Annotated in this window: 11 protein-coding genes; all 11 read left to right on the forward strand. The window is 40.9% G+C overall.

What is annotated here, in order from left to right:
- Nucleotides 1-14 precede the first annotated feature (14 nt).
- Nucleotides 15-509, forward strand: a complete 495-nt coding sequence (locus QZV24_RS03440; protein WP_294520143.1) for an HAD domain-containing protein — start codon at nt 15-17, stop codon at nt 507-509.
- 17 nt (nt 510-526) lie between these two features.
- A complete protein-coding gene (locus tag QZV24_RS03445; protein ID WP_294520144.1) occupies nt 527-700 on the forward strand; it encodes a hypothetical protein in 174 nt (57 codons plus the stop codon).
- Nucleotides 690-917, forward strand: coding sequence for a hypothetical protein (locus tag QZV24_RS03450; RefSeq protein ID WP_294520146.1), 228 nt, complete (start codon nt 690-692; stop codon nt 915-917). The genes QZV24_RS03445 and QZV24_RS03450 overlap by 11 nt, the downstream gene beginning before the upstream one ends.
- A gap of 29 nt (nt 918-946) precedes the next feature.
- Nucleotides 947-1,645, forward strand: coding sequence for a metallophosphoesterase (locus tag QZV24_RS03455; RefSeq protein ID WP_294520149.1), 699 nt, complete (start codon nt 947-949; stop codon nt 1,643-1,645).
- 95 nt (nt 1,646-1,740) lie between these two features.
- Nucleotides 1,741-2,709: a DHHA1 domain-containing protein gene (locus tag QZV24_RS03460; protein WP_294520152.1), complete on the forward strand. Its 969-nt coding sequence runs from the start codon at nt 1,741-1,743 to the stop codon at nt 2,707-2,709.
- Between the two features lie 133 nt (nt 2,710-2,842).
- Nucleotides 2,843-3,121 carry a hypothetical protein gene (locus QZV24_RS03465; protein WP_294520155.1) on the forward strand — a complete coding sequence of 93 codons (279 nt, stop codon included), beginning with the start codon at nt 2,843-2,845 and terminating at the stop codon, nt 3,119-3,121.
- Between the two features lie 58 nt (nt 3,122-3,179).
- Entirely contained in the window at nt 3,180-3,365 is a 186-nt protein-coding gene (locus QZV24_RS03470) for a hypothetical protein (RefSeq protein WP_294520158.1), read from the forward strand.
- A gap of 162 nt (nt 3,366-3,527) precedes the next feature.
- Nucleotides 3,528-3,758: a hypothetical protein gene (locus QZV24_RS03475; protein ID WP_294520160.1), complete on the forward strand. Its 231-nt coding sequence runs from the start codon at nt 3,528-3,530 to the stop codon at nt 3,756-3,758.
- 170 nt (nt 3,759-3,928) lie between these two features.
- Nucleotides 3,929-4,207: a hypothetical protein gene (locus QZV24_RS03480; RefSeq protein ID WP_294520164.1), complete on the forward strand. Its 279-nt coding sequence runs from the start codon at nt 3,929-3,931 to the stop codon at nt 4,205-4,207.
- Nucleotides 4,208-4,267: 60 nt separating this feature from the next.
- Entirely contained in the window at nt 4,268-4,543 is a 276-nt protein-coding gene (locus tag QZV24_RS03485; protein ID WP_294520167.1) for a hypothetical protein, read from the forward strand.
- 234 nt (nt 4,544-4,777) lie between these two features.
- A complete protein-coding gene (locus QZV24_RS03490; RefSeq protein ID WP_363137828.1) occupies nt 4,778-6,022 on the forward strand; it encodes an IS256 family transposase in 1,245 nt (414 codons plus the stop codon).
- The last annotated feature ends 37 nt before the right edge of the window (nt 6,023-6,059 follow it).

Consider the following 6,059-nt stretch of genomic DNA (forward strand, 5'->3'; position numbering starts at 1 on the left):
AGGATTGTGATGTTATGTTTTACATATTTCTGGATGTGGACGGGGTGCTGAATACGGAAATGGACTGGAAGCGCCCTTTCACCTTAAATAGCAAATGTATCAGCTGCTTTCTTGAATACATGGCTTATCTGAACGAGAAGCACAAGCACGAGGTGGGCATAGTCCTTACTTCTTCATGGAAAACGGGCTTCAACAGTGACGGAAAGCATGCAGTGTATATAAAGGAGTTGATTCACGCTATGGCCCCTGAAAAAATCCGCATACTGGATAAAACTGAGGAGCTTGACCAGCTGGACAGGGGGCGGAGCATACTTAATTACTGCAAGGCGCATAATATCAGGGATTATATCGTTTTCGATGATGACAAATCACTGTTTAAAACCGCCCCGGAGCTTAATATTTATTACACCAACGCTACCAGGGGCTTTACTGGGGAAGATGCCAAAAAGCTGATGTGCAGTGATAAATCCAGTTGGCAGAGGATAAAGAATTTCTTTGGTGGAAAGTAAATTGAGGGGGAGCCGATATGGACAGAAAAGAACAGAAGAAATTCCAACGCAGCGATCGCCCATTATCTGAAGTCATTGAGTCCTGTCGGCAATCCTTTATCAAAGCAAATGGAAGACTGTTGACAGAGGAAGAGGCCGTAAAATTCATTGATGACATAAGAAAAGAGCTAAGAGAAAAGGGTGAATTATAACATGCTTATCCCAATCACCAAGGAAATCTTCAAAAAATATCTTCTCTCTCCAGAATATAAATCACATCTGGATAAGCCCTTGCAGCATTTGATGGAGGACTATTGCTTCTATTGCCCTTATTGTAGGGGAGAGATGTGTGAAAGCGCTGATATTAAGCTGGAAGATGGTGGGGCTTCTGATACGGAAGTCAGGAACTGCGATATTCCCGACAAATAACTGAGAGCATTTTTAGCGGGTGAGAAACTATGATTTACATAACCGGGGATACTCATATTCCCCTCGATATATCTAAACTGAATACTACTTTGTTTCCCCAGCAGGCGGAAATGACCAAGGAGGATTATGTCATTATTCTGGGTGATTTCGGCCTTTACTGGCATGAGGACAAGACCTTTAGGCACTGGCACAAGTGGCTGCAGGAAAAGCCGTGGACTACCCTTTGGCTTGATGGAAACCACGAAAACCATGATTGGATAAACAGTATGGAAGTCAGCCAGTGGCACGGTGGGATGGTACACAAGGATGGCAGCATTATCCACCTTATGCGGGGACAAGTTTATGAAATAGAGGACCAGTCCTTTTTTGTGCTTGGTGGAGCTGATTCCACCGACAAGGAACACCGCAGAGAGGGCTTGAGCTGGTGGCCACAGGAGGTACCTTCCTGGGCGGAGTTTAATGAGGCCGTGGATAATCTTGAAAAGGTTGGCAACAAGGTGGACTATATTCTTACCCATACTTGTCCCATTGATTTGATAAGGCCAATGTTTCACTTAAATCCAATAGGGTACAGCACTGTGGAAAAGGCCCTTCAGCTAATATACAACCACAACCCGGAATTTAAGCGGTGGTTCTTTGGCCACTGGCACCAGAGCAGGGACTTTAGCAAATTCACCTGTCTTTATAACAGGGTAATACGGCTGGATGAGTATAAAGTCAAGGATTGAATGGGGATCAAATCTTTGCTGAAAGTACAAAAGCATAAAATATAGATTTTAAACAGGTGAAGATTGAAGGTAGGAGACGGGAGGAGCTGGCAATAATGAAACCATATAAGTTACTTACCCATACAGATATGGATGGGGCGGCCTGTGCTATACTGGCCAATATTGCCTACAGGGGAAATACAGATATCACATACATAAACAATCCCAATGACTGCACCAAAAAGCTGATAGCCATGGGGACAGAATACAAGAATTATGAAGGGATTTTTGTTACGGACTGCAGCTTTGATGTTGAGGAAGTGCAGCAACAGAATCCCAAAATTCTTAATCATATAAAGCTCTTTGATCACCATCTGACAGCAGTGGAAGCCTTCAAGGGTTATAAGTGGGCAACTGTTACTGAAATGCTGGATGGCAGACCTACCTGCGGGGCGGAACTGTTTTACAGATATTTGCAGAATAAGGGGCTTATTACCAAAAGAGATTTTTTCATTGAGCAGGTACGCCTTTTTGATACATGGGATTATGCCAAGTATCCCAGCCAAATGCCAAAATATCTGGCAACAATGGTGTTTAAGCTGGGCTTGCAGTATACTGTGAAAACCTTTACGGAGCGTCTGGCCAAAAAGGATTTGAATGAGCTTACCTTATTTAATGAGTACGAGCGGACTATCCTGGCCTACGAAGCGGAGCGGGAAGCCAAGGATGTAAGCAGTTTTATGCAAACCGCATATAAGGGGAGGCTGGAAAGTGAAGGCAAAGAATACAACTTCTGCCTTACCTACAATAACAGCATGTACACATCTTCCGTTGGTAATAAAATATGTGAGGAATATGGCGTGGATATAGCCTTCATGGTAAATCTTAATAACGATAAAATAGAAGTCCGTACCACACGAGATGACCTGAATCTGGGCGAAATAATGAGTAAGTTCTATGCCGGGGGCGGCCATCCCAAGGCAAGTGGCGGGGATATAGCCGGCATTGCCGAAGACACCGCCAAAGCCATACTGGGCAAAATGGGCAAAGTGATAGAAATAGGGAAAACGAAACAGAGTTTGTAAGTTTAAAATGAAAATAAGAGAGGTCCTGCTTTAGTGGACGACTCAAAATAAGTGGGCTATGAGTTTTCCCAGTAGCCCACTTGACACAAACACCTTCTAATGGGAGGGGGATTCAGCTCATGAGGTGGGATTTATGGAATATACCATGAAATTGATTTTTACCAAGAAAGCTGATATGGCTGAAATGGAAAATCATATAAAAGATATATGCCAACGGGCTGGCAGCGTTATTTTGGAAGTGAAAGATAATACTATCACCTATGGAGCTGACAGCTTTGATGAATTCGGACCAGCGTTTATACATCTAATATTTGAAGATGATGTAAAACTTCAAATCATTGATGCTATCTGGTCAGATCCAGATGATGTGCCACATTCTTGTAAAAAGAATTTATTGAGGGAAATCATGTGAGTTAAGTCAGTCCTCCACACCCAATGGAGGCGGCAATTGATATGAGGTGATGTTTGCTATGTCAGCAGAGAATAATGGTAAAAGAATGACATTAGAGGAACTTGAAGATATGCAGCTTTTGCGTCTGGCCGAGGATAGAATTAAGAATACTTCCGGGAAGTTATATACTCATGAAGAAATAATGGAACAGTTGGGAATTACTGATGAAGAGCTAGATTCCATGGAGGATGTAGAAATAGAATGACTTGGAGTGTCAAAACTGCGAATATGAGCTATTTCCCCGAGTTAGGCCGTTAAACATGTGCTGGAACTGTTGTGTGAGGTTACCCGACGAGGGGATTACAGTTAAACGAGAGGGCAAAAATGGTGCATCGTTAAACATAGAACACATTAAGGCGTGATTGTTATGATTCTTCTAAAAAATATTGAAAAGAATGACAATGTTATTTCTTTTACGGGATATGAGGAAGGAAAAATATATAAAAATTTCTATATGAAATTAGATGCAGAAACATTTGATGTTCTGCATCTAAGTTGCAAACCATCTATTTATACCCAACAGGCTTGTATGAGAATCATGTTGTTAATGCAGGAAAGTTCTGAATTACCTAGTGAAAGTATTGGATATTGGAATTAATTCAATAATAGCAGTAGTTGGTTGAACGAGGGAGGAAAAATGGTGCATCGTTCAACCAAAATGGAATCGCTGCATAATACATTGCTAAATTCCAAAGGCTGGACAAATCCAGAATATTTTGGAATAAGTACATGTAAAAATCACTTACATGATTAGAAAGGATGATAGATATGGCAACTTATGAAATAAAAATGGTCTTTAAGAAATCTGCTGATTATAAGGAAATAGCCACTGAGATAGATTCTATTTGTGAAGAAACAGGGATTAACTTGTTAGAGTTTACAGGCAATATGGTGTTGATGGGAACAGAAGATATGACTTGTTTTGGTTGTACATACGTTTCGCTAATATATTCAACAATAATTAAAACCTCTTTGTTGGATGCTTCTTGGAAGGATGCTAATGGAATGGTTTCATGTAGAAAAGATTTGTTAGAACCGGTGGCATAGTTGAACGAGGGAGCAAAAATGGTGCATCGTTCAACTTAGCAGATAGAAAGGATGATAGATATGGGGCTTTATCAATATATATCTTTCCCTGATGGTACAGAGATTTCTTGCTCAGAAATCCTTACAGATGAAAATAATCAGAAATCTGTTAGGGTTTATGTTGAACAATGGAATGATGATATTAGAGACTTCAATGCCTTAGAAATCTACCTTCCTGAAGGAAATGTTACAAAATTATCAGGTTTCTCTAAAAAGGTGGCTGATGAACATATTAAACATATCATGAATTTGAAAACTACTATAAGGGAAATCGCTTCTGAAAGGAATAGGTTATAATGCCAAAGTTAATGGAAATCCTGGGCTATATTAGTTGAACGAGGGACAAAAATGGTGCTTAGTTCAACTAAAAAACTCAGATGGCACAGTGTTTACCATGCACATAAAATATCACTGAGATAGGAATTATCTCGCGTATAGAGCGAGAGTGTGAAAGTTTTTCTGTAAATAATAACAACAGTAACAGTTAAGGTCTTCTATGGTAAAATATAAAATCATAGGAGGCCTTTTACTATGGCAAAGAAAGCAAAGAAACCCGTTCACCATGTTCAGATGACAGAAGGTAAGCGACAGATCATTCAGCAGCTCTTGTCTGAATATGAGATTGAAACCGCGGAAGACATTCAGAATGCTTTGAAAGATCTACTGGGTGGAACCATCAAAGAGATGATGGAGGCTGAAATGGACAGCCATCTCGGCTACCAGAAATCTGAGCGTTCAGACAACGAGGATAGTCGTAACGGCTACAAGACTAAAACCGTCAACAGCAGTTATGGCAGTTTTCAGATTGATGTTCCCCAGGACAGGCAGTCCACCTTTGAACCACAAGTCGTCAAGAAGCGCCAGAAGGACATTTCTGACATTGACAAGAAAATTATATCCATGTATGCCAAAGGCATGACCACAAGACAGATTTCGGACACCATCGAGGACATTTACGGCTTCGATGTTTCTGAGGGCTTCATTTCTGATGTTACGGATAAATTGTTGCCTGAAATACAGGACTGGCAAAATAGAGCCTTGTCCAGCATATATCCTGTTGTATTTGTTGATGCAATTCATTACTCTGTAAAGGATAACGGCATCATCAGGAAAATGGCAGCTTATGTAATATTAGGAATTAACAGAGACGGAATAAAAGAAGTATTGGGCATCTACATTGGCGAAAATGAGAGTGCCAAGTATTGGCTCAATTTATTCAATGAACTTAAAAACCGTGGTCTTAGGGATATCTTAATTATCTGTGCCGATGGCCTGACCGGCATGAAGGAAGCCGTTGTAGCAGCATTCCCCAAAGCCGAATACCAGCGCTGCATTGTTCACCAGGTACGCAACACTTTAAAATATGTGGCAGATAAAGACCGCAAGGAATTTGCTACTGACTTAAAGAGCATTTACCACGCCGTTACCGAAGAACAGGGCCGCAAAAACCGCGATGCCGTTACCGAAAAATGGAAGGATAAATATCCTAATGCCATGAAGAGCTGGAAGACAAATTGGGATGTAATAACGCCCATTTTCAAATTTTCGTCGGAGGTCAGAAAGGTTATTTATACTACTAACGCTATTGAAAGCCTCAACTCCAGCTACAGACGCCTTAACCGCCAGCGCAGCGTTTTCCCGGATTCACAGGCCTTAATGAAGGCACTATATCTTGCTACTCTGGAAGCCACTAAAAAATGGACTTTGCCGATTCGTAATTGGGGCCGTGTATACGGCGAATTAAGCATTATGTACGAAGATCGGCTTGAATATTAGGCTATTTCTTGTTACAGCTTTATTAAAATTGAGGCCT

Source organism: uncultured Anaerovibrio sp., from assembly GCA_902786545.1.
Classification (GTDB): Bacteria; Bacillota; Negativicutes; order Selenomonadales; family Selenomonadaceae; genus Anaerovibrio.

Bases quoted from the DNA above. Each gene is read 5' to 3' on its own strand.
- QZV24_RS03440 (WP_294520143.1), top strand. From the start codon at position 15: ATGTTTTACATATTTCTGGATGTGGACGGGGTGCTGAATACGGAAATG.
- QZV24_RS03445 (WP_294520144.1), top strand. From the start codon at position 527: ATGGACAGAAAAGAACAGAAGAAATTCCAACGCAGCGATCGCCCATTA.
- QZV24_RS03455 (WP_294520149.1), top strand. From the start codon at position 947: ATGATTTACATAACCGGGGATACTCATATTCCCCTCGATATATCTAAA.
- QZV24_RS03460 (WP_294520152.1), top strand. From the start codon at position 1,741: ATGAAACCATATAAGTTACTTACCCATACAGATATGGATGGGGCGGCC.
- QZV24_RS03465 (WP_294520155.1), top strand. From the start codon at position 2,843: ATGGAATATACCATGAAATTGATTTTTACCAAGAAAGCTGATATGGCT.
- QZV24_RS03470 (WP_294520158.1), top strand. From the start codon at position 3,180: ATGTCAGCAGAGAATAATGGTAAAAGAATGACATTAGAGGAACTTGAA.
- QZV24_RS03475 (WP_294520160.1), top strand. From the start codon at position 3,528: ATGATTCTTCTAAAAAATATTGAAAAGAATGACAATGTTATTTCTTTT.
- QZV24_RS03480 (WP_294520164.1), top strand. From the start codon at position 3,929: ATGGCAACTTATGAAATAAAAATGGTCTTTAAGAAATCTGCTGATTAT.
- QZV24_RS03485 (WP_294520167.1), top strand. From the start codon at position 4,268: ATGGGGCTTTATCAATATATATCTTTCCCTGATGGTACAGAGATTTCT.
- QZV24_RS03490 (WP_363137828.1), top strand. From the start codon at position 4,778: ATGGCAAAGAAAGCAAAGAAACCCGTTCACCATGTTCAGATGACAGAA.